The organism is Peribacillus sp. FSL K6-1552, from assembly GCF_038005205.1.
GTDB classification, from domain to species: Bacteria; Bacillota; Bacilli; order Bacillales; family DSM-1321; genus Peribacillus; species Peribacillus butanolivorans.
This window is the reverse complement of the sequence record NZ_JBBOST010000001.1, coordinates 3,587,691-3,614,368: the sequence shown is the minus strand read 5'-3', so window position 1 is coordinate 3,614,368 and position 26,678 is coordinate 3,587,691. Positions and strand designations below refer to the sequence as shown.

Genomic DNA, 26,678 nt, shown 5'->3' with positions numbered 1-26,678 from the left:
TGGGGGTATCGATATTGAAGAAAAAGTTTATTGTTCCTGCAGTTCTATCGTCAGCGTTGTTGGTAGGTTCTATCCCAGTCGGTAATGTATTTGCGAAGCCTGTTGATTCGAAGGTGGCTAGTAGTGTACAAGCTTCTAAAAAGTGGAATGAGAAGGCAAGCGTTCCTGTTTTTGTGAAGGAGCGATTTGCTGAGAAATTCTCTTCTAGCAACCCTTCCAATGCACTAAATTATTTAAAGAAAAACGAAGGTAAAACCGGAATTAAAAATCCAGATAAAAACCTAAAAGTAAAAGATTCACAAAAAGATAAACTCGGTATGACCAACGTTCGCTTTAATCAATCAATAAATGGAGTGAACGTAGAAGGATCCGAAGTTATTGTTCATTTTAATAAGAATAATGAAGTCGTATCCGTCAACGGAAGAGTAAATCAGACGATTGCCGATGATGCGGTGGACACGACTGCCTCCTTAAGCAGTGATGCAGCACTAAAGCAGGCACTATCATCTGTCAATGCCCCTGAAGAGCTAACGTATGAGCCAACTTCTGAGCTTGTAGTCTATCCTTTTGAAGGAGAGAATCATACAGCTTATAAAGTGAATGTTAACTTCATGGGGGATGAGCCTGGCAACTGGTTTGTCTTTGTGGATGCAAACACGGGAGAAATCATCGATAAGTATAATGGTTTAATGCATGCTGATGAAATGAAAACACAAAAAGGTGCTGGAAAAGGGGTACATGGTGATCACAGGGAATTACATATTACCCAAGTGAAGGAACCTAAATCTGGAACTCAGTTTGCGTTAGCTGATTACTCTCATAATGGTCTTGATGGAATACTTACGTATGATGCTAAAAATGATAATAGTTCCAGTAATGATACTCTATATGTGGGGAATTCTGCTGCATTTATCGGCGACTATGATCGGGCTCTTGTCGATGCACACTATAATTCGGAAAAGGTATATGATTATTACCTTAATGAGCATGGCCGAAATTCTCTTGACGGTGAAGGAATGGCAATCATTTCTAAGGTCCACTATGGCAATAATTACAACAATGCATCCTGGAATGGGCGTTGGATGACCTATGGGGATGGTGACGGTGAGTTCTTTATTTCACTATCAGCCGGTCTTGACGTTGCTGCCCACGAAATGACTCATGGCGTCATCACTCATACAGCAAATTTAGTTTACCGCAATCAATCTGGAGCACTAAACGAATCATTTGCTGACGTCTTTGGTGCACTTGTTGACGACGATGATTGGGAAATGGGTGAGGATATTATGGCACCAGCTGCTAAAGCTGACGGTGTAACGAGATTGCGCAGCTTGAGTAATCCAAACAGTGTTGTAGTAAGTAATGCGGAAAGAGCTGCATATGGCAGTGGAGTCTATCCGGCTCATATGGATGAATTTTATCACATGCCAACTTCGGTAGATGGCGGCGGTGTCCATGTTAACTCCTCGATTACAAACCACGCTGCATACTTGATTGGTCAAGAAATTGGAAGGCACAAGTTAGGACAAATCTACTATCGTGCAATAAGCGTTTATTTAACGCCAAATTCCGATTTTAGTGACGCTCGTAAGGCTATTGTTCAGTCTGCAATTGATATTTATGGTGAAGGCAGCAAGGAAGAGGCTGCAGCTGCTGCCGGATTTGATTCGGTGGGAATTTACTAAGTATATAATTGGATCCGCCCGCAGGAATCAATATTTTTAGCGGATTTTAGAAGAATATTGAAGTGCGTTTTATGTTCCCCCAGAATAAGAGTTTGGGGGATTTTTTGTTATGGTCTCACCAGCCTCCATGTGTTGCCACATACACTCTGGACACGTGGAGTGCTGTTCACTACTTGTAAGGAAAGATAGATAAGAGATGTAACAGTGATTAAAGAGCCTTTTGTAAGTCTCTTTAATTTTATTAAGTATAGAGGGTTTTAAATAGATTGCTTATATTAACAATACATAGATAAATACTGACCTCTATGCTGCCAGAGATATAATGATCACTAAAAAAATAATCAAACAATTTTATAAAAATTGTATACTAAATCACTAGAAAAGAACCTATTTTGATCAATCTCTTTTCAAAATGGATTGTATTTATTTTCGCTAATATGAGGGTTCAGGAGGACCTTTTGATCAATCTTTATTTCAAAGCTACAGTTGATTCTTTTTTTAACAGATGCTTTAGCACAATACATACATGAACTGAGCTGGAATGTTCCCTCCAAAGAATAAGGAATAAGAATGGCCGAAAATCAATTTGATTTTTCGGCCATTTTAATATTTGAATATGGGGAATTCAAGAATTATTTTTCTACAGATGCAATGATGTCTTCAGCTAAGAGTTTAGAACCACTAGCACCTTTTAGATATTTCAATGTTCCTTCACTAGACCAATCAAATATCTTTATACTACTCATTCTTTTATTTACTTCTTTAATGTTTAACTGGTTAGAAACAAAATTATAATTTGAAGGAATAATTTTATTGCCGGCTATAGCAAAAGCATTTAAACAGACTATATGAGTTAGTCTATATTGCTTATAATCACTCCATTCAACAGGTAACAACTCTTTTATACAATTAAAATAAGTAAGAGTTATATTAAGTATTTTTTCCTTAGGTAATTCGGCTATCTTTGTATTTTTAATTAATAACAAAAGAAAGTTATATACATTTTGTAAAGTAATATGCTTTTCTTTAGTTCTTTTGCCAATTAACGTTCCTTTATTATACAAGGGGCTGTTAGGGTCAATAATTAGCTGTGTTGCAATCCAACTAAGATTATCACTTTCTCTTTTTAAAAATCTACTTAACGAAGTACCTATACCTTTAGCTTTTGTATTAATAATATCAAAAAATTTAATTTCCTCATCTTCATCTAACCAATGGAAGGCAAGAAAAGGAACATGTAACATTGAATTTGTTGTTTTTGTATATAGCTCAATTCCTCCTAATCTATGTTGTCCATCCATTAATGAAGCTTTTTTTTGCATTTTAATCTGCCTAAATTTGGACGAGTCTTATCATATGCATGAAAATTCCATTCTCCACCGGCGTTAAGTAATTATTCTATCCCGTTACAGGAGCAGTTCTGTAAAAACTAACTCAAATCTAGCCGATATATATATTTAAGGTATAATAATAAAGAAAGATATTTTTTAACGGATTAGGTGACGAAAATATGAAGCTAATCATTGCGGAGAAACCAGATCAAGGTTCAACGTTAGCAGGTCAATTTAAAACGAAGAAACAGCAAGGCTATATAGAAATTTTGCCGAATGAACTTTTTCCGGATGGTGCTTATGTAACATGGGCAGTCGGGCATTTATGTCAACTAGTTTCACCGGAAACGTATCATTCAAAATGGAAAAAATGGTCGATTGATACATTGCCGATGATTCCTGAGAAATTCCAATATGAAGTGACTCGACAAAAGGCAAAGCAATTCAATGTTGTGAAAACTTTGCTTAGGAAGTCGGATGTGGATGAAATTATTCATGCTGGCGATGCCGGTCGTGAAGGAGAATTGATTGTACGCAATATCGTCAATCTATGCAGCGTCAAAAAACCGATGAAACGTTTATGGATTTCCTCTTTGACTCCGAAAGCCATTTATGAAGGTTTCCAAAATCTGATTAGCGAAGAAAAAACAAGGCCACTTTATTATGAAGCATATACGAGAGCTTGTGCAGACTGGGTTGTTGGTATGAATGCTTCTAGAGCTTATAGCATTTTATTGAAACAAAGAGGGGTGTCGGATGTATTTTCAGCCGGCAGGGTTCAGACGCCTACCCTCGCTTTGATAGTAAAAAGGGAAATGGAAATTGAACAGTTCAAATCTGAACCGTTTTGGGAAGTATTTGCTGACTTCAAGATGGATGGAAATAAATATCAAGGAAAGTGGCAGCAGAACAACGATCCGAGGATTAAAACAAAAGAACTTGCTGAAAAAATTGCCGCCTTTTGCAAGGGTAAAGAAGCTGAAATTGCAGAAATGGATACAGAAAGAAAAGAATTTCAGCCACCTTTATTATTTAATCTATCTTCTTTACAGGCAACCGTGAATAAGATTTATAAATATTCACCGAAAAAGACGCTGGATATTGTTCAAAGTTTATATCAAAAAGGGATTGTTTCTTACCCGCGTTCTGACTCCAATTATGTTACAGAGGGGGAAGCCGAGACATTTCCCGATATTTTGCAAAAAATAAGCAGGTTTTCAGAGTATGAATCCCTGTTTCCGTTGCCTCAATCAAGCATCATAAATAATAAACGGTTTGTAAATGAAAAAAAAGTGACTGATCACTATGCAATTATCCCTACTGAGCAGGTCACAGACCCAAAGCGCCTTTCCGCTGAAGAACGCAATATCTATGACTTGGTGGTACGCCGCCTGATTGCGGCTCATTATGAGAAGGCGATTTTCGATTATACAACAATTAAAACGCTTGTCGATAAGCGGGCCGAATTCATTTCGAAAGGCAAGCAGCAAATCCAAGAGGGATGGCGCAAGGTGATTTTCCAAAATGATAAGGATGATGACGATATCATTTTGCCCCCCGTCAAAAAAGGGGATTCTGGACAGGTAGCCAGTGTAAAAGTGAAAGAAGGAAAAACCCAGCCTCCTAAGCGCTATACAGAGGGTCAGTTGATTACATTGATGAAAACTGCCGGAAAACATCTGGATAATGAAGAGCTAGAAAAGGTTTTGATGAAAACAGAAGGACTTGGAACTGAGGCTACTCGTGCAGGCATTATAACTATGCTGAAAGACCGTAAATATATTGATGTTAAAAAAAATCAGGTATTTGCGACAGATAAAGGGAAAGTACTGATTACTGCCATCGGAGAAAAAATTCTGGCTTCACCTGAAATGACGGCTAAATGGGAACAGCGCTTAAGGGAAATCGGGGAAGGAAAGGCTTCCGCTGGTGAATTTATGGAAGCTGTTAAGAAGATGTCGGCTAAAATTATCAGTGATGCAGTTGAATCATCGGAAAACTGGGATTTCCAAGGACTGGATACTGAATCAATTCAACGGAGCGGTTCTAAAAAAAGAAATACTGCATCTGTAGGCAGCTGCAAGTTATGCGGTTCGAAGATTGTCGATAAAGGTGAATTTTATGGATGTGTGAGTTATCAGAAAACCAAGTGTAACTTCACTATCTCCAAAAAAATCCTGAATAAAAAGATCAGTCAAGCAAATATAAAAAAGCTGTTGGCAAGTGGCGAAACGGATTTAATAAGTGGCTTTAAAAAAGGAGAAAAGACCTTTGACGCAATTTTATCTTGGTCCGATTCTGAAAAGAAGATTAGTTTTACATTTCCAACAGAACAAGCCGTCAAGCAAACTTAATGATAAACTTCTTTAAAAGACGTCCTGAGACGATATCTTCTTGTTTCGGGGTCGTTTATATAGTAAAATTTTTAGATATGCGTTTGAATGGGAGGATTCCGAATGCCTACACCGAGCATGGAGGATTACATAGAACAAATTTATTTACTTATTGAAGAAAAAGGGTATGCCAGGGTTTCCGATATTGCAGAAAATCTTTCCGTCCATCCCTCTTCAGTTACAAAAATGGTTCAAAAACTAGATCATGAAAAATATTTAATATATGAAAAGTACCGTGGTCTCGTTTTGACTGCAAATGGGAAAAAAGTGGGTAAAAGGCTCGTATACCGACATGAACTATTAGAACAGATGCTAAGATTGATTGGGGTCAAAGAAGAAAATATCTATCAGGATGTTGAAGGTATCGAACATCACCTTAGTTGGAATGCTATCGATCGGATTGGAGATCTTGTCGAATTCTTTGAGGAATCTCCTAGTCGTGTCGAGGATTTAAGAAATATACAAAAAAGAAACGAAGAGAACTCAAAATAAGCTGCCACTGGCAGTTTTTTTTTTGACTTTTATAAATTAAATGACTTATAAACCAGTCAGCTATTATTGTACGGAATAAACAATCTAACTAGTTATAAAACAAATGATGTTCAATAAGTGGATAATAGGAAAGGGTAAAAAAGGGATTTTTAGAGTCAGAGCAGAATAGCTATAAATAAGCCTCAGCAGTCAGGGGTAGAGACGGGCTTTTCTATACTAGGTGATGTAATCAAAAAGTTAAGAAACAAGTTATTTCTTTAACAATTCTATGTGTTCATATGAAACAAAGATTTAAATGGAATGGGGGAATGCCGGATGGATTTACATACTTGGCATAAAGAATCGGAAAAGAAATGGGATGACTTTGCTTCTAAGTGGGTGGAGAATTCGCAAGAAATGTGGGAAACAGGAAGTCGAAAAAATATAATCCCGTTTTTTTCTCAATATGTGCCTACGGGAAGTAAGGTAGCTGATATAGGCTGTGGAGATGGAGTTGGTTCTCTTAAACTTGCTGAAGCGGGTTATGAAGTAACTGGAATTGATCTTTCTAACGTCATGATTGAATTTGCAATGGAAAAGACCGTACATCAGCCTAAACTTTCATTTATTCAAGGTGATTTTTATCGTCTTCCATTTAAGGACGAAGAAATGGATGCGGCATTGGTAATTAATTCTCTTGAATACACAGGTGAACCATTAACTGTGGTGAAGGAAATTCACCGTATAATAAAGCCTGGCGGCTATGCCTGTTTTGGAATACTTGGTCCGACTGCGGAACCACGTAAAAAGTTTAGTTTCCAACGTTTATTGGGCGACAAAGTAATCATGAACACGATGCAGCCGTGGGAGTTTGAGAAAATAGCAGTTGAAAGCGGATGGAAAGCAGTCGCTGATACCGGCGTCGCCAAGAGAGGGGTAGACTTTACAAAACTAGGTCACTTTTCAAAGGATTTAAAGCAAGCCGTATCTTTTATGTGGTTGTTTCTCCTTCAAAAAGAGGGTAATCAGTGATGGAAAAGTATCAAATCAATCAATTCGTCGAAAAAACGAAACAGCAGGATAAGGGGCAAGGTTTGTTTGAACTTGAAACGGAAAGAATTTTGGAAATAAATCTTGAACAACAAATCTGGGCGAAAATGGGGACAATGATTTCTTATCGGGGCAATATTAAATTCGAACGAGAAGGAATATTAGAACACGGATTTGGCAAACTCTTTAAAAAGGCCTTTACAGGTGAGGGTGCATCTTTGATGAAAGCGACTGGAAGTGGAAAGTTGTATGTGGCAGATCAAGGGAAGAAGATTTCCATCTTACATTTGAATGGGGAATCAATTAGTGTAAACGGTAACGATTTACTTGCCTTTGAGCCGAGCATACAATGGGATATTAAAATGATGCGGCGTATTGCCGGTTTGCTAGCGGGGGGATTGTTCAATGTTAGACTTGAAGGGAAAGGGATGGTGGCATTCACTTCTCATTATGAACCTCTCACATTAATGGTAGAAAGGGGGAACCCAGTCTATACGGATCCAAATGCAACCGTCGCTTGGTCTGGAGACCTACAACCTGAGTTTGTAACCGATGTGTCATTAAAGTCGTTTTTTGGAAGAGGAAGTGGGGAATCGGTTCAGATGAAATTTGAAGGACAGGGATTTGTAGTAGTCCAACCTTTTGAAGAGGTGTATTTTGGTAATAAAGAGTCTTGATAAAAAACACCATAAAGCAAATACAAGAAATTTTTTAAGCTAGAATTCCAGAAAAACTTCAAAATGAAAAAACCTGAGTCAAGAACTCAGGTTTTTTCATCCATACTAAATTCAGCAGGTTTCCCCGAAAAAAAGTACTTCACTTAATGAGAGAGCTTCTTTTTTTCTTTCCCTTTCAATCCCACTCATAAGGGGTCAATTGGTAGACATAATAATTCAGCCAGTTGGAGAACATGAGGCTACAGTGACTTTTCCAGCGGTGAAGCGGCACCTTAGTTGGATCGTTGTCAGGATAGTAGTTTTCAGGGAGCTGTGTATCAATTCCACGTTCCCTATCACGTTTATACTCTTCACCGAGTGTTTCGGCATCATACTCGAAATGACCTGTAACCATTATTCTTCTTCCATCAACAGAGGCGGCAATCAATACTCCGGCCTGATCTGACTGAGCTAAAATCTTCAATTCTGGATGATTAACTAATTTTTGATAGTCAATATCAGTATGGCGCGAATGAGGCGCCATGAAATTGTCATCGAAGCCACGGACTAGATTTTCATTTGGTTCGAGTACTTCATGCTTATAAATGCCAAAGCACTTCTCAGGTAGTTCGTATTTACCTATTCCATAATGATGGTAAAGCGCTGCTTGAGCTCCCCAACAGATATGTAGTGTAGATGTGACGTTTTCGGCTGACCAGTTCATAATATCTTGTAGTTCTTCCCAATAATTAACATCTGTGAATTCCAATTTTTCAACTGGAGCTCCTGTGATAATCAAGCCATCATATTTTTTAGAACGGATTTCATCAAATGATTTATAAAATTGATCTAAATGAAATTTACTTGTGTTTTTCGATTCATGTGTGCTTAAGCGTAGAAATGATATGTTTACCTGAATAGGAGTATTGCCAAGAAAGCGTAGCAGTTGAGCCTCTGTTTTTACTTTCTCAGGCATAAGGTTTAAAATCAATATATTTAATGGGCGAATTTCTTGCCTAGTTGCCCTTTCCTCATCCATTACAAAGATATTTTCCTGTTCTAAAATTTCCTTAGCTGGCAGTTTTTCAGGTATTCTGATTGGCATAATTAGCCTCCTTCTTCAAAAATCATAATATTTTAATTATATAGAAAATTTCCAAATAGAAAAGCTATTTTAATAATTTATTGTAAATCCTCTAACGAATTCTCGAGAATGGTAAAATGGGGAGGAGATATATACATAGTTCTTTTTGAAAAACTAAAGAGGTTGGAGAGGTGTATGGAGATTGTTTGATCCCACAGCATTTGAGAATATGAAAGTAGTATTAGAAGGGGCAGTTTATGATCGTGACTTTATTGGAGATATATTGGTCAAAGCCCGTGATGATATTGTTAATCTCTCAACAATGTCAAGAACATATAAGATTGAGATGGAATTGAAGGAACCTTTCGCACCTATTTCTGTTGTTGGTGGCATTGAGTTACATGCTTCACTCGAGAATTTAAGTTCAGAGTTACTCGAATTCAATAGTAATGAAACATATGCTGGATGTACGGTTGATATATTCATTTCATTTCAGGAAAAACTTGGGGTAGGAGAAGTTGAAGATATCTTTATTGAGCTGGAGAAAATTTGGGGGAAGCAAAGAATCATTACAGTGACGACCACCGAAACGATTAGTAAAATAGATCGGCCAGTAAATTCTTCTACGTTTAAAGTTTCATTTGGTAGGCTTGTAAAAGAAGAGCAAATGGATGATTTGGAAGATATGGTAGAGTATTTGATCCAATCTCTAAAAGGAGCCAAGGGGATAGAGAAAAATTAAAAAGAAAGAATATTAAAGTTGGAAAAGTGATCTTTAAATACGGTAAAATGACAGCATCATACTTTAGGGAGAGATCATACATGTCCATTTATGAATTTGAAGTGAAAAAAATCAATGGCGAGACCGTTTCGCTTGAGGAATACAAAGGGAAAGTAATGATTATTGTAAATACCGCAAGTAAATGCGGTTTTTCGCCACAGTATGATGATTTGCAAAGCTTATATATACAATATAAAGAAGATGGTTTAGTCATCCTTGGTTTTCCATGTAATCAATTTCTTAACCAGGAGCCTGGTGATGACCTGGAAATCGATTCTTACTGTAAATTGAATCATGGCGTAACTTTCCCGATGTTTGCAAAAGTGAATGTTAATGGGAAGGATGCACATCCATTATTCAGTTATATTACCGAAAATGCGCCTGGAGTGATGGGTTCAAAATCGATAAAATGGAATTTTACCAAATTCCTGATTGACCGCGAAGGAAATATTGTCAGTCGATATGCGCCTCGAACAAAACCATTGGAAATAGAAGACGATTTAAAAGAATTATTATAAAAAATGAAAAATGAGTTCATCAGAAGAAGTCTTCCTGGTGAGCTCTTTTTCTGTAACGTTAATATGGTTTTTTCTTTTGTTCGAAATATACCAAATACATTCGATTCCAAGAGGGGAAAGATGAGGAAAAAGTTGAATATAATAAAGAACAACTATTTTACTCAGGAGGTAAACTATGGAACGAATTGCATGGGTAACGGACAGTACAGGATTATTAGACGAAGAATTATCACAAAATGAACATGTATATGTAGTTCCGATGATTGTCATCATTGATGGCAAGGAATATGAAGATGGTGTTGACCTTTCATCTGAGGAATTATATCGCAGGATGAATGAAGAAAAGATAAACCCGACTACTTCCCAGCCGTCTGTGGGGAGATTTTATGAGTTATATAAGATGCTTGAAAAACGCTATGATAGAGTCATTTCCGTTCATCTTTCCAGTAAACTGAGCGGTACAGTTTCGGCTAGCCAGCAGGCCGCACAGATGGTTACGATACCTGTAGATGTTTTTGATTCATTACTAATTTCTTTTCCGATGCTATTAATACTGAAACGGCTCATGCATTATGTTGAAAATGGTCACTCAATTGATGAAGCTTTCGTTAAAACAAGAAAATATGCAGATAGCCATGAAACCTATGTGTTAATAGGTTCTTTAGATCAGCTGTACCGCAGTGGTAGGTTAACAAATGCTCAATATTTTCTCGGAAGCCTATTAAGTTTTAAACCCATCATTTCAATTGAAGATGGGTTGCTTCATACTAAATCGAAACCTAGAAACTTAAAAAAAGCGGAAAAACAAATTTTCAGCGATTTTCGCAAATCATTTGCAACAGGAAAAGTGAAAGAATGCACTATATTATATGGGGCGCTGTCGGAGCAGACCCAGAAGTGGAAAGCAATGATTTCTGAAGAATTTCCTAATGTAAAGACGCATGTATCTCCACTCGGCAGTGCGATAGGGGTGCATACGGGTGAACAAACGATTGGAATCAGTTGGTTCAATGAAGATTAAGGCACATTAATAAGAACCATGGTAAAATAGAATGGACTTGGAGTGGTGAAATGAAACAAACTATAATTGAACTTACGGAAAAGTATGTATATAACCAATTGAATTCTGATGCCAGTGGTCATGATTGGTTCCATATCGATCGCGTTCGTAAGCTGGCTTTACATATTGCAAGAGAAGAAAAAAAAGGAAATGAATTTATCATTGAATTGGCGGCTCTCCTTCATGATATTCCGGATGATAAATTAAATCAAGATGTCGATGCAGGTTGGAGAAAGCTGGATGACTGGTTTAGGGAAATTAACTTGGATGTAGATACTGTTAAGGATATTAAACAGATTATCACCACAATTTCTTATAGTTCTGGACACGTACAACTTCCTTCTATTGAGGCGGAAATTGTTCAGGATGCGGACCGTTTGGATGCGATTGGTGCCATTGGGATTGCCAGGACATTTGCATATGGCGGAAAAAAGGGGCAACCAATGTATGATCCGTCACTTATTGTACGTGAGAAGATGACAAAACAGGAATATCGGATGGGTAAAAGCTCTTCCGTTCATCACTTCTATGAAAAATTATTACGGTTACAAGACATGCTTAACACCTGTACAGCTAAGAAGATTGCAAGTGAAAGGCATGAGTATATGGTTAGCTTTTTAGAGGAATTTTACAAGGAATGGGATGTACGATTATGAAAGTTTTTAGCATGGAACATGTAATGAAAACACAAGGGGAAAAGCTATTATTTAAAGATGTTTCTTTTTCTATTACCGAAGGCGAAAAGATTGGGATCGTTGGTATAAACGGAACTGGAAAATCCACACTTTTGAATATTATTGCAGGTTTAGAAGATAGTGATTTGGGAACGAAGGATCATCCAAATGATTACACGATTTCCTATTTATCTCAAGATCCTTATTTTGATGAAAAATTAACGATTATGGAGTATATGTATGAAAGTTCAACTCCAGTATTTTCGTTAATTAAGGAATATGAAAAAACACTCGTTCAGCTGCAATTAGATCCACAGAATAGCACAACTCAAGACCGGTTGTTAAAGCAACAACAGGAAATGGATGCCCTTAGTGCCTGGGATACAAGTGCGAACGCACGAACTATATTGACAAAGCTTGGTCTTCCAGATCATTCAAGGAAATTGGGTGAACTGTCAGGTGGCCAAAAAAAACGTGCCGCTCTGGCAAAGACTTTGATTGAAACTCCTGATCTGCTTATTTTGGATGAACCTACGAATCATCTTGATTTTGAAAGCATTACCTGGCTCGAAGAATATTTGGCTAAATATCAGAAGTCCGTTTTATTTGTGACCCATGATCGTTATTTTCTTGATCGGGTTTCCAATAAGATTTGGGAAATCGCACAGTCACAGCTTTTCGAATATAAAGGAAACTATGCTGACTATTTAGAATCAAGAGCTATTCGGGAAGAAAACGAATCGACCGAACGAACGAAAAAGGAAAGTCTATTTAAAAAAGAATTAGCCTGGATTCGTAAAGGTGCAAAGGCACGTACCACAAAACAAAAGGCACGGATTCAACGTTTTGAAACATTAGAAACGGGTGTGAAAGATAAGCAAAAAACTGAAAGTCTTGAAATGGAATTAAGTGGTGCCCGCCTTGGGAAAAAAGTTCTGGAGATGCAAGATATTTCTAAATCTTTTGGTGATCAGTCTATCATCAAACATTTTTCCTTCCTATTCAAGCCAGGTGACCGCATTGGAATCGTAGGTAATAATGGCAGCGGAAAGTCTACGTTATTGAACATTTTGGCTGGGCGAGAATCGATAGATGAAGGAAATCTTGAAATAGGACAAACAGTGAAAATTGGTTATTATACGCAAGAAAGCGTTGATATGGATGAGAATCTTCGCATGATAGAATATATCCGGGAAACAGCTGATTCAATCGCTCTTAAAGATGGCAGTTTTATTTCTGCTGCACAGATGCTTGAGAGATTTTTATTCCCAATGGGTTCTCATGGTACCCCAATACGCAAGCTGTCCGGAGGAGAAAAAAGACGTTTGTATCTGCTTAACATCTTAATGGGAGCACCTAATGTCCTGCTTTTGGATGAACCGACGAATGACTTGGACACGCAAACTTTGACAGTTCTCGAGGACTATTTAGAAACGTTTTCAGGTGTAGTTATTACCGTATCACATGATCGTTATTTTCTTGATAAAACCTGTCATCAGCTCCTTGTCTTCAAAAATAAAGGTGAAATTGATTTTTATTATGGCAACTATTCAGAGTTCTTAGAGGAAAAAACAGAAGAGACCGTTCTTGAAAAAAAGCCAGAGCCTCAGATAAACCGCACAGAAAAGAAAAAGAAAAAACTAACCTATGCGGAAAGTAAGGAATGGGAAGAAATCGAAGGTAACATGGAACATGTCGAGCAGCGTCTGACAGACATCACAACAGAAATGTCAGCAGCGGGGAGCGATTTTGAAAAAGTTCGTCTGCTTCTTGAAGAGGAAAAAGAACTAACAGATAAATTAGAGTATATGATGGAAAGATGGACGTATTTAGCAGAAAAATTAGAAGAGGAATAAGTGAGAGACTGGTCCAGGGGAAGTATGCTTGGTCCAGTCTTTTTTTGTCTATCTCAATTGCATGAGAATCTGTGGCCATTGTGATAATATCTAGTACATGGGTACGTCTTGTAAAAGGAGAGAAAAGTATTGAAAATAAAATCAATAGAACCTACACCAAGTCCAAATACAATGAAAATTAATCTAACAGAAGAGCTCTTAGCAGGTAAAAGTAATAATTATAAAAAAAATCAAGCCGATCAAGCACCTCAGCTTATTAAAGATTTATTTACGATTGAAGGGGTGAAAGGCGTTTATCATGTTGCCGACTTTTTAGCCGTTGAGCGTAATGCGAAATATGATTGGAAAGATATCTTGGTCCAAATTCGTAAAGTGTTTGGTGAGAAAACTGAAGAACAAAATCAACAAGCGGTAATAAATGAACATTATGGTGAAGTAACAGTTGCTATTCAACAATTCAAAGGAATTCCGATGCAAATTAAAGCAAGTGATAGCCAACATGAAAAACGCTTTGCTTTACCAGAATATTTTATTAAAGGTATTGCTGCTGCTCAAAAAGAAGACGATAATGTAGTCTTGCTCCGAAAATGGAAGGATTATGGTATCCGTTACGGGGATATGGATGACATCGTGAAAGAAGTAGCGGATGAGTTGGTTGCCGCTTTTCCCGAAGAACGAATTAACCAGCTAGTAGCTGCTGCTCAAGAAACCGTTGATAAAAAAGAGGCATTCGTGAAACGTCCCAAAATAAAACTAACCGCAGAAATGTTGAATGATGAAAATTGGGAAAAACGTTATCAAGCCTTAGAACAAATGGAAGATCCAACGGTTGAAGAGATTCCAGTATTGGATATAGCCTTGTCTGATAGTAAAGTCTCTATTCGTCGACTTGCTGTTGTTTACTTAGGTATGATCGAGGATACAAAAGTACTTCCGAGCTTGTACAAAGCATTGAAAGATTCAAGTGTGGCAGTAAGACGAACAGCGGGTGACTGTTTATCTGATCTAGGTTTTGAAGAAGCAATGGGAGAAATGTCGCAATCCTTATCAGATAAAAATAAACTAGTAAGGTGGAGGGCTGCGATGTTCTTATATGAAGTGGGAAATGAAACAGTCCTACCCTATTTAAAACAAGCTGAACAGGACCCAGAGTTCGAAGTGGCTCTACAGGTTAAAATGGCTATTGACCGAATAGAAAATGGAGAAGAAGCAAAGGGTTCGGTTTGGAAGCAAATGACAGAATCAAGGCAAACAAATGACAAGTGACTTTGATTAAAAATCGTTTTATCAACAAATCATACAAATTGCATGTTTCTATTTTGTAGGCAAAAGGTATTCGGATGGACTTAATTCCGGATGCCTTTTGTTATTTTTATACTCTAAAAATGTCCCGCTTTAGGGCATATTTTGTAACCAGGTTTTCAGTTAGTCAGATTCACAGTGAGCATCCTCTGCAGAAATGATTTTTTTATATGCCTTGGTGTAACCATTGATACCATAAGAGCTTTGGACTTGGATAATTTCAGTGAAAATTATGCTTGTCGATTGAACGAGTACCGTTTTTACTGACCAATCATGTGTTTTGGATTTGTTAACAGTCAAAAACATGCGAAATAGTATGTTTTCTACATGAAACCATTGCTTATAGGAGAAAAATATCTTTTCTATTATTTTAGTAAAACTTTTTTATGGATATTTAAGAGTTGAATGGTTGCATTTGTATGTAAATATGTTAGAATTTTTAGAGTATACAAAAAATTGAATTATATAAAATTATTAGAGAAGTGAAAATTGGGGGTTACAACAAATGTCTACATCAAATATGAGAAGCGACATGATTACAAAAGGAGTCGACCGTGCACCACACAGAAGTCTTTTGCGTGCAGCAGGTGTTAAAGAAGAAGATTTCGGAAAACCATTTATCGCGGTTTGTAATTCATACATTGATATCGTTCCTGGTCATGTTCACCTTCAGGAATTCGGTAAAATAGTGAAGGAAGCGATTCGTGAAGCGGGCGGTGTTCCTTTTGAATTTAATACAATTGGGGTAGACGATGGAATTGCCATGGGCCATATTGGTATGCGCTATTCTTTACCAAGCCGTGAGATTATTGCTGATTCTGTAGAAACGGTCGTATCTGCACATTGGTTTGACGGTATGGTTTGTATTCCAAACTGTGACAAGATTACACCGGGTATGATGATGGCAGCTCTTCGTGTTAATATTCCTACAATATTTGTAAGTGGCGGGCCTATGAAGGCAGGGAAAGACAAAAACGGTAAATCTCTTTCTTTAACGTCTGTTTTTGAAGGTGTAGGAGCATACCAAGCGGGTAATATAAATGAAGAAGATTTGCAAGAACTTGAGCAAGTTGCATGTCCTACGTGCGGTTCTTGTTCAGGGATGTTTACAGCAAATTCCATGAACTGTTTGGCCGAAGGTTTAGGTCTTGCACTTCCAGGTAATGGTACAATATTGGCTGTAGCCGAAGAACGTAAGGATTTTGTTAAAAAATCTGCCAAACAATTGATGGAAATAATCAAACAAGATATTAAACCTCGTGATATCGTAACGATTGATGCAATTGATAACGCATTTGCTTTGGATATGGCGATGGGTGGTTCGACTAACACAGTGCTTCATACACTTGCATTGGCACATGAAGCAGGTTTTGAATATCCTATGGAACGCATCAATGAAATAGCAAACCGCGTACCACATCTTGCGAAGATTGCCCCAGCATCTGATTATCATATTGAAGATGTACACAATGCTGGTGGTGTGAGCGCAATTATTCATGAGTTACTTAAAAAACCAGGTGCCTTTAACGGTGATTGTCTTTCTGTTTCAGGTAAAACGCTACGCGAAAATGTTGAGGGTTGTGAAATATTGGACAAGGATGTTATTCATCCGTTGGATAACCCGCATTCTGAACGTGGTGGTCTTGCTGTATTGTTTGGTAACCTTGCTCCTCAAGGCTCAATTATTAAAGTGGGTGCTGTTGACGAATCTGTTGGTGGCTACCACAGAGGGCCAGCGATCTGCTTCGATTCACAAGAAGATGCACTATCTGGAATTATTACTGGCAAAGTAAAAGAAGGTAATGTTGTTGTCATCCGCTATGAAGGTCCAAAAGGCGGACCGGGCATGCCGGAAATGCTGGCGCCTACTTCCCAAATCGTTGGCCGAGGTCTTGGTGCTAAAGTGGGATTAATTACTGATGGACGTTTTTCAGGTGCATCCCGAGGCATCAGTATCGGTCATATCTCCCCAGAAGCAGCTGAAGGTGGTCCAATCGCATTTGTAGAAGATGGAGATATCATCGAGTTAGATTTGAATAATCGTAAAATCGAATTAGAAATTTCCGATGAAGAATTTGAAAAACGCAAAGCTAACTGGAAAGGTTTCGAGTCAAAAGTTAAAACAGGCTATTTAGCCCGTTACTCTAAACTTGTAACTAATGCTAGTTCAGGCGGCGTAATGAAAGTTTAATTTAGATCATGTGAAATAAAAACACGGTAGAAGAATTAAATCAATTCTTTTACCGTGTTTCTTTGAGAAGACTATTTTTATAGTGTTTAATATTTGATATTTGACCAGTTTGTGTGCAAACACGGTTTCATAAATACTTTAACAAAAGTTGTAAGCGTCATTTTTGCATATGGACTTAAGAATATAGTATGATTATACTAATTGAAGAATTGTAACCAAGGAGGTTTTTTTATGTCTATGGCATATGATGAATATATGAAACAAATGGTAAAGCCTATGCGTGCTGAATTAGTTCAAGCAGGTTTTGAGGAGTTAGAAACCGCTGAAGCTGTTGAAAACTTTATGGAATCTGTCGAGGGTACAACATTGGTTGTAGTGAATTCAGTTTGTGGCTGTGCTGCCGGGTTAGCTCGTCCAGCTGCTACTCAAGCTGTTCTCCAAGCAGAGGATAAACCAAAGCATCTTGTAACCGTATTTGCTGGTCAAGATAAAGAAGCAACAGCCAAAATGCGTGAGTATTTTGATGGAATTGAACCTTCTTCGCCATCCATGGCTCTTTTAAAAGGCAAAGAAGTCTTACATTTCATTCCACGTCATGAAATTGAAGGCCAGCCTATGGAAGCTATTATGGATAACTTGTTAGCAGCATTTAGTCAAGTGAAATAAGTGATAAAGTAGAATGTCCTGGAAACAGGGCATTCTTTTTCAAATTTTTAACAGTTTAAAGGGGTAGGACAGATGTTTATCACAACAGCAGGAAGAGCCGATAATGAGACAATAATGATGGCCAAAAAGTTAGCAGGAAAATTACATATTCCTTTTATTGCCCGGAGAAAACGCTCGGTTAGGACGATTCAATCAGAAAATGGTGAAGATGATTGCCTTGTTTTTGGAAAAGTGAGAATGGAGCTATATCGGTTTGAAGAAAAAGAGCCATTCTTTTTTCATCCAAACCTTGCCATGATCCGAATAAAAAGAATAAAACAAGGAGAAAGTGATCCTTTTCTCGTTGCTGGAGATATAAAGGAAGGAAGTACTGTGCTTGATTGTACAATGGGCTTGGGCTCAGATGCGATTGTCTCAAGTTTTGCTGCTGGAGAAAATGGACAGGTTAGTGCTTTGGAAGAAAATCAATACCTAGCCTTGCTCGTAGACCATGGTTTGAAAACATGGGAGAATGCAGATGAAAAGATGATTCAAGCGATGAGAAGAATTAAGGTCATTCATACTGATCATTACGAGTTATTGAAAACATTACCGGATAATCATTTCGATGTAGTATATTTCGATCCAATGTTTGAGGAAACGATTCAAGAATCAAATGGGATTAGGGGATTGGCTCATTTTGCGGAAGGTCACGACTTAACAATGGAAATAATGAAAGAAGCCAAGCGGGTTGCGCGAAAGAGAGTCGTGTTGAAGGACCATTTTCGCAGCTCCCGCTTTGAGGAATTTGGATTTGAAGTATTAAAGAGAAAAACATCCAAATTTCATTATGGCTACATTTCTTTACTGTGATTAAGCCTTGTAATCTGACTCATTTAGACCTACCGCACAGCCCTCACGGCTTGAATCTGCAGCACCATAGCTTGACCCGTCAGCCGGGTTGATTTGTATTGCCTGAACATTCCCTATAGAATGGGGCACTTCATTAAATGCAAAGCCCATTGCTTCTAAGTGGCCTTTGCTAATCATATCAATACCTGATTCCCATTCAATATGAGGGCCCATAGGAGTGAAAATTCTAGGTTCTTCAATGGCTGCTTTTAAGTCCATTTTTAAATCAAGTACATTGATGATCGTTTGTACGACTGAACTTATGATTGTCGGTCCTCCTGGAGAACCTAGCGTCAAAATAGGCTCACCGTCTTTAAAGATGATGGTCGGGCTTTTACAGCTGACAGGACGCTTATTTGGCTGTACTTCATTCATACCGCCTGGAATGGAATCGAAATCCGTCAGTTCGTTATTCAGCATGAAGCCATAGTCTGAAACCATGATACCGGAACCGAATGGATGTTCGACAGTAGATGTACATGCGGCAATATTTCCCCATCTGTCACGGACAGTAAAATGAGTCGTTTCACTACGTTCTTCGTCATTTGGTTGTGGAATGATATCCCTTTGTTTCACAGAATCATATATCCAAGGATTTCCGAAGTCAATTGCATTATTTCTTGCCTTAAAATTAATGAATGAGCGTCGTTTAGCTATATATTCATCATGCAAAAGACCCTTTAATGGTAATTCGGCAAATTCGGGATCAGCTAGAAAAGCCTTTTTGTCAGTAAATGCTAGACGCATCGCTTCTGCAATTAAGTAATATTTTTCCCATGAGTGTACATCATATTGTTCTAAGTGGAAGCTCTCCAATATTTTTAGAATTTGAATGACAGTGAAACCTCCTGCACTTGGGGCCATCGATGAAGCAATTTGGTAATCCTTATAAGTACCAAACATTGGTTCATCAATGGTTGCTTTATAGTCCTGTAAATCAGAAAGTTCCATAAAACCTCCAAGTTCCTGAATACAGGAAATGATTCCTTCTCCGATTTCACCTTCATAAAAAGCGGAAATTCCATCACGCTGTAATATTCGATAGGTATTAGCTAATTTTTCTTTTATTAGGAGGTCACCAGCTTTGTATGGTTTACCGTTTGGAATGAAGAATTTACGGGCTTCCTCACCTAACCGATACTCGAAATTTTCAAGGGCATCACAAAATACCCAATTGACAGGAACTCCTTTTTCAGCGAATTCAATAGAGGGCTCAATAAGTTCTGCTAATGTCTTACTACCGTATTCGGAGAGAGCTTCATCCATAGCCTTAAGAATTCCTGGAATACCAACTGCTGTAGCTTTAATCGAACGTTTTTTAAATGGGATGACTTCCCCTTTTTCATCAAGAAACATGTTTGGATGCGCGGCTTTAGGTGCTCTTACATGGCCATCGAATATTTTAGTTTCCTTATTCTTTTCGTTATATACCATAAGAAAACCACTGCCACCGATACCAGTCATCATAGGTTCTACAATATTCAGAGCAAATTGGATGGCAACCGCCGCATCAACCGCATTTCCACCTTCACGTAATATTTTTTCCCCAATGGAAGTAGCTACGGGATGAGCGGTAACGACCATTCCGGCCTTCCCTGTGGCTGTTTCCCTCTTGTAATCATCTTTAGTGTTTCCATTGTTGTTTTCCAAAGTAATTCCTCCAGTATTCATTCCTTTTATCTGCCAAGTCGTAACGCCTTTTTTAAAAGAAAACCTTGTCATTACTGATGAATGACAAGGAGATTTTTCGTAGGTATTTATTTATTCTTAATCAGCAAATGATAAATATACGAAAAATGCTAACGTTACAAGACATAAAGCCACCATGGCAGTCGTAGTCAAAGCCATATAAGACCCCTCCTTAAAAAGACTTGAATCTAATTAAGTTCTCCAAATATCGTCAAAATCCTTCATTTACAAATTGAATAGGGGATATTTAGTAAAAAAGTTTGGGTTCATGAACTTTATATAGGTATTTATCCTTTTTTAAGATTTTTGAAACCTGGGTAACTATATATTCGTAATTACTAAAAAATAAAAGTATACTAAATATAAAGAAAATAATAAGAAGAAGGGGGAGTGTGATTTGAAAGCAGCGGTTTGGTTCAGGAAAAGTCTCGTCATTTTAGTATCCGTTTTGACATTTGGGCTTGTCACCCCTTCAGATCTATCGTGGCTGGCTGAAGCCAATTCGTTAAAGGATACTAAAAAAGGGTTAGTAGAAGAAGAACATTTATCCTATCTTTCTTCTCAAAAACCTACTGATATAGAAGAGGAATTTAATCGGGAAGAGTTCTTATCAGGCATTCTGAATAAAGCTGAGGAAAACGCATTTATGAAATTTGGCGAGAAAATCAATCCTAAAATTGGTGATGAATTCAAAATAGCCATATTACCAAAAATGGAAGATGCTATTACAGAAATAACGGCCCAATTTCCTGATGAAAAATTACAGCAATTAACGATTACAGAGCAGCCAAGTGCGGGTAGAGCGGAGAAAATTTTTCATATATTTGATTCGATAAGCGGCAAGGATATCATGCGGTTCCATGTCAGGCAGGAGAATCCGCCATTAGAGGGATATTGGTTTGATTTTCATTATCATACCTATCATGATTCATATGCGACCCATTATGATTTAGGAAAAATATATTGGGATAAAAATACACCCCCAGAGTGGACAAGTAAACAAAGACTCTCTTAGTAGCTTGGTTTCATTGATTTTAAGCACATGTAAGAGTATGATAATTGTTATATAAGTATTAAATGATACGTTGTTATGCAACGTATTTATTTTGTGTTAAACAAAGTACAAGATTAGATATTTTAAAGCTAGTTAAGTAAGATGATCTTTTTCAATTGGGTTTCTACTTTTATAGTTACAGTAGCAGAGGAGTCTTCATCATGTCAGAGTTGTTAAATAACGTCATTAATACATATGCTCAATTTTTTGACTGGAATATGTGGGGTGAGGTTTTAACCGATCCGGTTAGCTGGGGATTGATTGGTACGCTCGTATTAATGGAAGGACTACTATCAGCGGATAACGCTTTGGTTTTGGCGGTAATGGTCAGGCACCTGCCGGAAAGACAACGGAGAAAAGCTCTTTTTTATGGTTTGTTAGGTGCTTATGCTTTCCGGTTTGTAGCAATTGGAATAGGTGTTTTCCTCATTAAACTTTCGTGGGTGAAGGTCATTGGAGCCGCCTACCTTGGTTGGCTCTCGTTCAAATACTTTAGAGATAAAAGAAAAAAACAAGCTGGAAACGATGAAGATATTCAGGGAATGAGTAAAAACAGCTTGCTGATCCGTATGTTTGGTACCTTATGGGGAACGGTTGCTGCTGTAGAATTGATGGATATTGCATTTTCCGTCGATAGCGTATTGGCCGCCTTTGGGGTAAGTGAAAAAGTCTGGGTCCTCTTAACCGGTGGGATGATTGGTGTCTTGATGATGCGGGGCGTAGCTGGGTTATTTTTAAAGCTGATTGATAAGATTCCAGAATTAGAAACTGCAGCATATGTTTTAATAGGGTTCATTGCTATAAAAATGCTTATTGCTGTTGCAGGGATTGAAATTCCTCATGCTATCTTCTTTGCCTTTATTTTCATTATTTTCGGCACTACGATCGTATTTCATTTTAAGAAAGAAAAAAGGGTTAAAGAACACGGTTAAACACTCAATAATAAAAGCTGACATCAAAATGATGTCAGCTTTTTCTTTGGAAAATATCAAATAGTTGAAGAATGACAGTAAATGTTGTGAAAAAAAGAAAAGGTAAAAAAAAGTTAAGCCAGAGTGAAGTGAGTATAGGATGTAGCAATATACCGAAGAAAATAGAGAACAGCAAAAGGTCGAGAATGATAAACACTTTTAAACTGTAGATATCAAGAACTTCTTCGGCAAGTTCACGGTGCTCATGCAGGATGGCCTTTTTATTAATCGATTTCATGTAATCACCTTAAACCTTTTACGATTAGATACTGTTGATATATGAAAAATCCGGAGAATTGGTGCTTCGTGGGAGAAATCTTCAGCCAAATTTACCAGAAAAACATAAAGTTAATATATTGCCTTAATATGCTATACTAATATAATAGTATAGGGATTTTTTTGTAGTTTAATATACATATATTTTCGCAATATACATTGGATTTAAGGAAAGGAAGGGTTGAAGGTGAAATATAAAAATTGGATGGCAATACTTGTATTATTTGCTTGTTTCCTTTCAATGCTTTCCCTTTCCTTAGCTAAAGCGGAAGGAGTGAAATGGCGGAATTTGACGAAAGATAATCCTTTAAGGCAGGCGGAAATATTGCAGGATAATAAAGAACTGCAAAGTTTATTTTTATTTCCTGAAGAGGATTTCGATGAACAGGAAGCCTTAAGGATTGTAGAAACTATTGATGCACTTCCTCATTCCCTATTGTTGAAAACTGTAGACCATGGAGTGAGAATGAAGCTATTCAACGGAAATCTGACAGAAAATCAATCAGCGGCCTATTTAAAAGGGAAAGCTCCGCGTGGTTATTTGAATAAAGATACAACATGGGATTCCGTTCCAGGCATGGGTGGTTCATATACCGTATTAGTTAAAATCGGTGCAAGCGATAAGGGAAACGGACATGGTTCTGTAAATTTGGAGCTACATGAGCTTGCGCATTCGATTGATAATATTGTCTATGATGGCATCCGTGAGGACATAGATTATTTGAGAATTTGGGGAAAGGAAGTAGATGTACTGTTTCCTGGACAGTCCTATTTTTTAAATTATCCTGAAGAATACTTTGCAGAAACATTTGCCATGTTTTATGTAAACTTTGAAGAAAATCAACTACTTAGACAAAAAGCACCTGAGACTTATAATTTTATTAAACAATTAGATTAAACATTGAGCTGAAATACGTTAAAATAAGAAGGATGAATGTAGAAAAGGTGGTTTACCATGAAGCAATATTTAGATTTATGTAAGCATGTACTTGAAAATGGAACTCAAAAAGGTGATCGTACGGGAACAGGAACGATAAGTACCTTTGGATATCAAATGAGATTCAATTTAAAGGATGGGTTCCCTGTCCTTACAACGAAAAAAGTTAGTTTAAAAGCGATTATTCATGAATTATTATGGTTTTTAAAGGGTGACACAAATGTCGGCTACCTTCAGGAAAATAGCGTGCGCATTTGGAATGAATGGGCTGATGAAAAGGGAGAATTAGGTCCGATTTATGGTCATCAATGGCGTTCTTGGGGAGCAGCGGATGGAAGACAAATCGACCAAATCAGTGAAGTGATTGAACAAATTAAAACCAATCCAAATTCAAGAAGATTGATAGTAAGTGCTTGGAATGTGGGCGAACTGGACGAAATGGCATTGCCGCCTTGCCATGCTTTCTTTCAATTCTATGTGGCTGATGGCAAGCTTTCGTGCCAGCTTTATCAGCGTTCTGCCGATGTATTTTTAGGTGTTCCGTTTAATATAGCTTCATATGCGCTATTAACGATGATGATTGCCCAAGTATGTGATTTAGAAGTTGGTGAATTTGTACATACATTTGGGGACGTTCATATTTATTCGAATCACCTTGACCAAGTGGAGCTGCAGTTGACACGAGATCCCAAACCACTGCCAATCATGAAAATAAATCCGGAAGTGAAAAATATCTTTGATTTTAATTTCGAGGACTTTGTTCTGGAAAACTACGAAGCCCATCCCCATATAAAAGGTGAGGTTAGCATATGATTTCGTTGATAGTAGCTATGGATCAAAATCGAGTGATAGGGAAAAACAATCAACTACCGTGGTATTTACCAGCAGATCTCCAGTATTTTAAAAAAGTGACGATGGGTCATCCAATCGTGATGGGTCGTAAAACATTTGCATCAATCGGGAGGGTACTGCCTGGTCGGGAAAATGTCATCGTTACACGAAATCTGGATTTTACTGCAGAAGGTTGCGCCGTATTACATGATATTTCAGAAATTAAGACGTTTGCGGATAAAAGTGACAAGGAAGTCTTCGTGATTGGTGGAGCGGAAATCTTCAAAGAAATACTTCCTTTTACAGACCGCTTATATATTACGGAAATTCATGAGAACTTTGAAGGTGACACTTATTTTCCGGAAATTAATGATGAAGAATGGGAAAAGATCTCATCTCTCCCGGGTATCATGGATGAAAAAAATCTCTATCCGCATGAATATATTATCCTACAAAAAAAATAAGAGTGAAATCCGATTATGGAACATTAGCCATAATCGGATTTTTTGGTTTAAAACAAACAAAAGATAGAATTTTTAGAAAAATCAATTACATTAATAACAGTAAAGTGCTATAATAATTGAATTGATTAGGAAGGAAATGAGGGATTGTTATGAACCAGACTGTATCTATGAATAGGGGGATTCAATTGGAAGATATTCTAATTGCCTATAGAGAACTAAAAGAGATTGTTTTACATACTCCTTTACAAAAAAATCAGAGGCTCTCTGAAAAATATGAATGTAATGTTTATTTAAAACGAGAGGACCTTCAACATGTACGTTCCTTTAAATTAAGAGGAGCTTACTATAAAATGAAAAGCTTGACCCAGGAAGAGACGAAGAACGGAGTCGTATGCGCCAGTGCAGGAAATCATGCACAAGGAGTGGCCTTTTCCTGTAGTCAATTAGGAATTCATGGGAAAATTTATATGCCTGCTACAACACCAAGGCAAAAAGTCGATCAAGTTCAGTTATTTGGCAGAGAAAATGTTGAAATAATCTTAATTGGTGATACATTTGATGATGCATTTGCCATGGCGATGGAATGTTGTGAAAAAGAAGACCGTTCCTTTATCCATCCTTTCAATGATGAAAAGGTAATCGCCGGGCAAGGTACAACAGCTGTTGAAATCCTAAATGATTGTGAAGATGGAATTGACTATGTATTCGCAGCAATCGGTGGTGGGGGACTAATGGCCGGTGTTTCAAGTTATTTCAAATCGGTCTCGCCGAAAACGAAATGTATTGGAGTAGAGCCACTTGGTGCTGCTTCAATGGAATATTCGTTCAAAGAAGGAAAAGCGACTGAACTTGAAAACATAGATACCTTTGTTGATGGTGCGGCTGTTAAGTATGTAGGAGAGATGACATATCAGATTTGTAAGGAAAACTTGGAAGATATCGTTGTCGTTCCTGAAGGGAAAATCTGCACCACGATACTGGATTTATATAATCAGCATGCGATTGTGGCTGAACCGGCTGGGGCGTTATCAGTAGCTGCACTGGATTTATATAAAGAACAAATCAAAGGAAAAACAGTTGTTTGTCTTGTCAGTGGGGGTAACAACGATATTGGCCGTATGCAGGAAATTAAGGAAAAGTCTCTATTATATGAAGGTCTGCTTTATTACTTTATCGTAAATTTCCCTCAACGGGCGGGAGCGCTAAGGGAATTCCTTGATGAGGTGTTAGGACCGAATGATGATATAAGCCGTTTTGAATATACGAAGAAAAACAATAAAGAAAGCGGGCCGGCCCTTGTTGGTGTGGAGTTAAAAGACAAAAATGATTATAATGGACTGATTCAAAGAATGAATAAAAAAGGATTCTCCTTTGTTGAAGTCAATAAAGACAGTAATTTATTTCACTTATTAATTTAATTATAGACAAAATGGTAAATTAGGATAGAATAATACATATGTTTTTACATTTTATTCTACCTGCACATTTGTTACAAATAATCTGTCGATAATTGTTACCATTTTATGAAGAAATGCCAGTTTACTTTCAATTGGTTGGAAATGGTATTATAATCAGAGTAGGTCGAATTACAACACCAAAGGGGATGTATCCATGTCGAACATTGGAGTACCTGGTCTAATTCTCATCTTAATATTAGCATTAATTATTTTCGGTCCGAAGAAACTTCCCGAGATTGGTCGTGCTTTTGGACAAACACTGCGTGAATTTAAAAAATCTACGAGTGAATTAACAAAAGGTGATTATGAAGAAGAAAAGAAAATACAACAAAAAAATCATGAATAATTAAATGCTGGGCGTAAGATGGTACCGTCTTGCGCCTTTATGCT

Annotated in this window: 25 protein-coding genes; 21 read left to right on the top strand and 4 right to left on the bottom strand. The window is 37.5% G+C overall.

What is annotated here, in order from left to right:
* Positions 1-14: 14 nt before the first annotated feature.
* The gene (locus tag NST21_RS17285) at positions 15-1,685 is read left to right on the top strand and encodes a M4 family metallopeptidase (RefSeq protein WP_340890409.1); all 1,671 of its coding nucleotides are present in this window, start codon (positions 15-17) and stop codon (positions 1,683-1,685) included.
* Positions 1,686-2,317: 632 nt separating this feature from the next.
* Here the strand turns inward: NST21_RS17285 and NST21_RS17280 are convergent.
* Entirely contained in the window at positions 2,318-3,007 is a 690-nt protein-coding gene (locus NST21_RS17280; RefSeq protein ID WP_340890408.1) for a DGQHR domain-containing protein, read from the bottom strand.
* Positions 3,008-3,195: 188 nt separating this feature from the next.
* Between NST21_RS17280 and NST21_RS17275 the strand changes: the two genes are divergently transcribed.
* The 4 genes from NST21_RS17275 (at position 3,196) to NST21_RS17260 (ending at position 7,607) form a co-directional block, all read left to right on the top strand.
* On the top strand, positions 3,196-5,370 hold the full coding sequence (locus NST21_RS17275) for a DNA topoisomerase III (RefSeq protein ID WP_340890407.1): 2,175 nt from the start codon (positions 3,196-3,198) through the stop codon (positions 5,368-5,370).
* Between the two features lie 102 nt (positions 5,371-5,472).
* On the top strand, positions 5,473-5,901 hold the full coding sequence (gene mntR / locus NST21_RS17270) for a transcriptional regulator MntR (RefSeq protein WP_053346643.1): 429 nt from the start codon (positions 5,473-5,475) through the stop codon (positions 5,899-5,901).
* Positions 5,902-6,216: 315 nt separating this feature from the next.
* Positions 6,217-6,912: a class I SAM-dependent methyltransferase gene (locus NST21_RS17265; protein ID WP_056520867.1), complete on the top strand. Its 696-nt coding sequence runs from the start codon at positions 6,217-6,219 to the stop codon at positions 6,910-6,912.
* Positions 6,912-7,607, top strand: a complete 696-nt coding sequence (locus NST21_RS17260; protein WP_056520866.1) for an AIM24 family protein — start codon at positions 6,912-6,914, stop codon at positions 7,605-7,607. Before NST21_RS17265 ends, NST21_RS17260 begins: the two co-directional genes overlap by 1 nt.
* Before the next feature lie 175 nt (positions 7,608-7,782).
* On the opposite strand, the gene metA is transcribed toward NST21_RS17260, so the two are convergent.
* The gene (gene metA / locus NST21_RS17255) at positions 7,783-8,691 is read right to left on the bottom strand and encodes a homoserine O-acetyltransferase MetA (RefSeq protein ID WP_056520864.1); all 909 of its coding nucleotides are present in this window, start codon (positions 8,689-8,691) and stop codon (positions 7,783-7,785) included.
* A gap of 181 nt (positions 8,692-8,872) precedes the next feature.
* Here metA and NST21_RS17250 point away from each other — a divergent pair, with 181 nt between their 5' ends.
* From NST21_RS17250 to NST21_RS17210, 9 genes are all read left to right on the top strand, one after another.
* Positions 8,873-9,412: a hypothetical protein gene (locus NST21_RS17250; RefSeq protein ID WP_340890405.1), complete on the top strand. Its 540-nt coding sequence runs from the start codon at positions 8,873-8,875 to the stop codon at positions 9,410-9,412.
* Positions 9,413-9,492: 80 nt separating this feature from the next.
* The gene (locus tag NST21_RS17245; RefSeq protein ID WP_098176277.1) at positions 9,493-9,969 is read left to right on the top strand and encodes a glutathione peroxidase; all 477 of its coding nucleotides are present in this window, start codon (positions 9,493-9,495) and stop codon (positions 9,967-9,969) included.
* A 175-nt stretch (positions 9,970-10,144) separates the two neighbouring features.
* Positions 10,145-10,990: a DegV family protein gene (locus tag NST21_RS17240; RefSeq protein ID WP_340890404.1), complete on the top strand. Its 846-nt coding sequence runs from the start codon at positions 10,145-10,147 to the stop codon at positions 10,988-10,990.
* Positions 10,991-11,040: 50 nt separating this feature from the next.
* On the top strand, positions 11,041-11,685 hold the full coding sequence (locus NST21_RS17235; RefSeq protein WP_057216833.1) for an HD domain-containing protein: 645 nt from the start codon (positions 11,041-11,043) through the stop codon (positions 11,683-11,685).
* Positions 11,682-13,559, top strand: coding sequence for an ABC-F family ATP-binding cassette domain-containing protein (locus tag NST21_RS17230; protein WP_340890403.1), 1,878 nt, complete (start codon positions 11,682-11,684; stop codon positions 13,557-13,559). Before NST21_RS17235 ends, NST21_RS17230 begins: the two co-directional genes overlap by 4 nt.
* A gap of 129 nt (positions 13,560-13,688) precedes the next feature.
* Positions 13,689-14,825, top strand: coding sequence for a conserved virulence factor C family protein (locus tag NST21_RS17225; protein ID WP_340890400.1), 1,137 nt, complete (start codon positions 13,689-13,691; stop codon positions 14,823-14,825).
* 556 nt (positions 14,826-15,381) lie between these two features.
* Positions 15,382-17,052 carry a dihydroxy-acid dehydratase gene (gene ilvD, locus NST21_RS17220; protein ID WP_056520884.1) on the top strand — a complete coding sequence of 557 codons (1,671 nt, stop codon included), beginning with the start codon at positions 15,382-15,384 and terminating at the stop codon, positions 17,050-17,052.
* Between the two features lie 231 nt (positions 17,053-17,283).
* On the top strand, positions 17,284-17,718 hold the full coding sequence (locus NST21_RS17215) for a BrxA/BrxB family bacilliredoxin (RefSeq protein WP_056520852.1): 435 nt from the start codon (positions 17,284-17,286) through the stop codon (positions 17,716-17,718).
* A 72-nt stretch (positions 17,719-17,790) separates the two neighbouring features.
* On the top strand, positions 17,791-18,570 hold the full coding sequence (locus NST21_RS17210) for a class I SAM-dependent methyltransferase (RefSeq protein ID WP_340890398.1): 780 nt from the start codon (positions 17,791-17,793) through the stop codon (positions 18,568-18,570).
* Here the strand turns inward: NST21_RS17210 and ggt are convergent, their stop codons facing one another.
* A complete protein-coding gene (gene ggt / locus NST21_RS17205; RefSeq protein WP_340890397.1) occupies positions 18,571-20,259 on the bottom strand; it encodes a gamma-glutamyltransferase in 1,689 nt (562 codons plus the stop codon). It lies immediately after the preceding gene.
* Positions 20,260-20,695: 436 nt separating this feature from the next.
* On the opposite strand from ggt, the gene NST21_RS17200 reads away from it, so the two are divergent.
* Together NST21_RS17200 and NST21_RS17195 are read left to right on the top strand one after the other, a co-directional pair.
* Positions 20,696-21,313 carry a YpjP family protein gene (locus tag NST21_RS17200; protein ID WP_056520848.1) on the top strand — a complete coding sequence of 206 codons (618 nt, stop codon included), beginning with the start codon at positions 20,696-20,698 and terminating at the stop codon, positions 21,311-21,313.
* Between the two features lie 200 nt (positions 21,314-21,513).
* A complete protein-coding gene (locus tag NST21_RS17195; protein ID WP_340890394.1) occupies positions 21,514-22,284 on the top strand; it encodes a TerC family protein in 771 nt (256 codons plus the stop codon).
* 34 nt (positions 22,285-22,318) lie between these two features.
* Here the strand turns inward: NST21_RS17195 and NST21_RS17190 are convergent, their stop codons facing one another.
* Positions 22,319-22,561: a hypothetical protein gene (locus NST21_RS17190; RefSeq protein WP_340890393.1), complete on the bottom strand. Its 243-nt coding sequence runs from the start codon at positions 22,559-22,561 to the stop codon at positions 22,319-22,321.
* Positions 22,562-22,786: 225 nt separating this feature from the next.
* Here NST21_RS17190 and NST21_RS17185 point away from each other — a divergent pair, with 225 nt between their 5' ends.
* The 5 genes from NST21_RS17185 (at position 22,787) to tatA (ending at position 26,634) form a co-directional block, all read left to right on the top strand.
* Positions 22,787-23,497 carry an anthrax toxin lethal factor-related metalloendopeptidase gene (locus NST21_RS17185; RefSeq protein WP_340890392.1) on the top strand — a complete coding sequence of 237 codons (711 nt, stop codon included), beginning with the start codon at positions 22,787-22,789 and terminating at the stop codon, positions 23,495-23,497.
* A gap of 57 nt (positions 23,498-23,554) precedes the next feature.
* Positions 23,555-24,349: a thymidylate synthase gene (locus NST21_RS17180; protein ID WP_053346627.1), complete on the top strand. Its 795-nt coding sequence runs from the start codon at positions 23,555-23,557 to the stop codon at positions 24,347-24,349.
* Positions 24,346-24,831 carry a dihydrofolate reductase gene (locus NST21_RS17175; RefSeq protein ID WP_340890391.1) on the top strand — a complete coding sequence of 162 codons (486 nt, stop codon included), beginning with the start codon at positions 24,346-24,348 and terminating at the stop codon, positions 24,829-24,831. The genes NST21_RS17180 and NST21_RS17175 overlap by 4 nt, the downstream gene beginning before the upstream one ends.
* A 149-nt stretch (positions 24,832-24,980) precedes the next feature.
* Positions 24,981-26,249, top strand: a complete 1,269-nt coding sequence (ilvA, locus tag NST21_RS17170) for a threonine ammonia-lyase IlvA (protein ID WP_340890390.1) — start codon at positions 24,981-24,983, stop codon at positions 26,247-26,249.
* A 193-nt stretch (positions 26,250-26,442) separates the two neighbouring features.
* Complete coding sequence (tatA, locus tag NST21_RS17165) at positions 26,443-26,634, top strand: twin-arginine translocase TatA/TatE family subunit (RefSeq protein ID WP_056520838.1); 192 nt, start codon at positions 26,443-26,445, stop codon at positions 26,632-26,634.
* Positions 26,635-26,678 lie beyond the last annotated feature (44 nt).

What these genes read in the sequence shown, in the direction of transcription:
- NST21_RS17245 (WP_098176277.1), top strand. Translation starts at nt 9,493, where the DNA reads ATGTCCATTTATGAATTTGAAGTGAAAAAAATCAATGGCGAGACCGTT.
- NST21_RS17230 (WP_340890403.1), top strand. Translation starts at nt 11,682, where the DNA reads ATGAAAGTTTTTAGCATGGAACATGTAATGAAAACACAAGGGGAAAAG.
- NST21_RS17190 (WP_340890393.1), bottom strand. Translation starts at nt 22,561, where the DNA reads ATGAAATCGATTAATAAAAAGGCCATCCTGCATGAGCACCGTGAACTT.
- ilvD (WP_056520884.1), top strand. Translation starts at nt 15,382, where the DNA reads ATGAGAAGCGACATGATTACAAAAGGAGTCGACCGTGCACCACACAGA.
- NST21_RS17265 (WP_056520867.1), top strand. Translation starts at nt 6,217, where the DNA reads ATGGATTTACATACTTGGCATAAAGAATCGGAAAAGAAATGGGATGAC.
- mntR (WP_053346643.1), top strand. Translation starts at nt 5,473, where the DNA reads ATGCCTACACCGAGCATGGAGGATTACATAGAACAAATTTATTTACTT.
- NST21_RS17275 (WP_340890407.1), top strand. Translation starts at nt 3,196, where the DNA reads ATGAAGCTAATCATTGCGGAGAAACCAGATCAAGGTTCAACGTTAGCA.
- NST21_RS17215 (WP_056520852.1), top strand. Translation starts at nt 17,284, where the DNA reads ATGTCTATGGCATATGATGAATATATGAAACAAATGGTAAAGCCTATG.
- tatA (WP_056520838.1), top strand. Translation starts at nt 26,443, where the DNA reads ATGTCGAACATTGGAGTACCTGGTCTAATTCTCATCTTAATATTAGCA.
- NST21_RS17240 (WP_340890404.1), top strand. Translation starts at nt 10,145, where the DNA reads ATGGAACGAATTGCATGGGTAACGGACAGTACAGGATTATTAGACGAA.
- NST21_RS17260 (WP_056520866.1), top strand. Translation starts at nt 6,912, where the DNA reads ATGGAAAAGTATCAAATCAATCAATTCGTCGAAAAAACGAAACAGCAG.
- NST21_RS17210 (WP_340890398.1), top strand. Translation starts at nt 17,791, where the DNA reads ATGTTTATCACAACAGCAGGAAGAGCCGATAATGAGACAATAATGATG.
- NST21_RS17175 (WP_340890391.1), top strand. Translation starts at nt 24,346, where the DNA reads ATGATTTCGTTGATAGTAGCTATGGATCAAAATCGAGTGATAGGGAAA.
- NST21_RS17180 (WP_053346627.1), top strand. Translation starts at nt 23,555, where the DNA reads ATGAAGCAATATTTAGATTTATGTAAGCATGTACTTGAAAATGGAACT.
- metA (WP_056520864.1), bottom strand. Translation starts at nt 8,691, where the DNA reads ATGCCAATCAGAATACCTGAAAAACTGCCAGCTAAGGAAATTTTAGAA.
- ilvA (WP_340890390.1), top strand. Translation starts at nt 24,981, where the DNA reads ATGAACCAGACTGTATCTATGAATAGGGGGATTCAATTGGAAGATATT.
- NST21_RS17195 (WP_340890394.1), top strand. Translation starts at nt 21,514, where the DNA reads ATGTCAGAGTTGTTAAATAACGTCATTAATACATATGCTCAATTTTTT.
- NST21_RS17280 (WP_340890408.1), bottom strand. Translation starts at nt 3,007, where the DNA reads ATGCAAAAAAAAGCTTCATTAATGGATGGACAACATAGATTAGGAGGA.
- NST21_RS17235 (WP_057216833.1), top strand. Translation starts at nt 11,041, where the DNA reads ATGAAACAAACTATAATTGAACTTACGGAAAAGTATGTATATAACCAA.